The organism is Thalassospira sp. MIT1004 (assembly GCF_001858545.1).
Classification (GTDB): domain Bacteria; phylum Pseudomonadota; class Alphaproteobacteria; order Rhodospirillales; family Thalassospiraceae; genus Thalassospira; species Thalassospira xiamenensis.
This window is the reverse complement of record NZ_MCAO01000032.1, coordinates 1-1,066: the sequence shown is the minus strand read 5'-3', so window position 1 is coordinate 1,066 and position 1,066 is coordinate 1. Positions and strand designations below refer to the sequence as shown.

The window sequence follows — 1,066 nt, the reverse complement described above, 5'->3', positions numbered from 1 at the left end:
AGCTCTATTCCCGTTGCCATCCGGTCGTTCCCAGCGGAAAATCCACTGAGATCAAACATATCTCCGACAACATTCCCAGATGCATCATGGCGCAGGCCGAACGTATCCTGACCATCCGTGTGACCGTCAATCTCTCGGCTCATAACCAGGATAAAGCCGCCATCCTGAAGCGCTATGATATCAGGGTTCGTGCTATCAACCCCTTCCCCTATCCCGAAATAGGCCTCGTTTTCTTCTACAAACTTGACTTCTTTCAGTAGGGTACCCGTCGAATTGAATACCTGAACACGGACCGCATCGTTCACATGGATAGGATGCGAATAGGTAATGACGTAATTGCCATTCGCCAGACCGGTAATGTTGGCATCAATTGCATTAACGCCTTCGGACTTCACAAGCGGTCCCAGCGGCTCACCCGAGGCATCATAACGTTGATGCTCGATATAAACGCCACTCTGACGGATCACAACATGGCTGCCATCCGCAAGCTGGGTAACATCAAAACCATTTTTCCTCGGCCCATAACCAATAAATGTTGGCTGATCCAAAGTCGCACGCACATCCATCGTAACGGTTGCCGTACTGCTGTGGCCATCCGCATCCGTTGCCGTATAGCTGAACACTGCCGGACCGTAATAATCCGCTTCTGGCGTGAACGTCACACTGCCATCCACATTCAACGACACCGTCCCATGCTCACCGCTCTGTACCGAGGTGATCGAATATCCCTCACCACCATTCTCACCATCATTGGCTAGCAGCTCACTCGCCGCGATGATCACCGAACGGTTCGCAACCGTCGAAATATCGTCCGCCGATGCGACCGCATATTCCCGATATTGTGCGGGATCAAGCGTTTCACCGGTGACACCACTATCGACATGAATCTTGTAAAGCTTTGATGTGTTCACGCTGTACGGATTACTGAAGTACACATAGGCCCCGCCATCATCGGCATGTTCAAGCTTGACATAGGTTTCCTGCCCATCAACCAGTTCACCAAAATCGACAACACCGTGAACGGGGTTCCCCGATGCATCATAGCGCTGGCCATAAACATGATGGT

Annotated in this window: 1 protein-coding gene; it reads right to left on the bottom strand. The window is 51.4% G+C overall.

Features of this window, described 5'->3' with window-relative positions; translation table 11 throughout:
• Positions 1-1,066 (bottom strand): cadherin-like domain-containing protein (locus tag BC440_RS23140; RefSeq protein ID WP_175484484.1); only part of this gene is annotated, 1,066 nt, incomplete at both ends.